This window comes from Pseudomonas sp. HY2-MNA-CIBAN-0224, from assembly GCF_040310285.1.
GTDB classification, from domain to species: domain Bacteria; phylum Pseudomonadota; class Gammaproteobacteria; order Pseudomonadales; family Pseudomonadaceae; genus Aquipseudomonas; species Aquipseudomonas helleri.
On the sequence record NZ_JBEOPQ010000748.1, the window covers coordinates 1 to 251 of the forward strand.

Here is a 251-nt window from a genome sequence, read left to right on the forward strand (position 1 = left end):
GCTTTATCCCATTCATTAGTATCATTGATTTGATAACCGTAACGGCGAAAGGCTTGCTTGATCTCAGGTACCGTTGCCGCTGCAAACGCGTCTTGATTCATAAAGAACTGTTTATCAAAGGCATCGTACCAAGCGCCGATACCATATTGCTCATATAGCAGTTGCCAAGGGAACTTCGCACCCGGATCAATCTTGCGCGAGGGTGCCATATCGGCATGACCGATGATGTTCTTCGGTGAGATGTCATAGCG

Annotated in this window: 1 pseudogene; it reads right to left on the reverse strand. The window is 47.4% G+C overall.

From position 1 onward, the window contains the following. Nucleotides 1–251: pseudogene (locus AAEZ03_RS28325) on the reverse strand (N-acetylmuramoyl-L-alanine amidase); the annotation flags it as partial.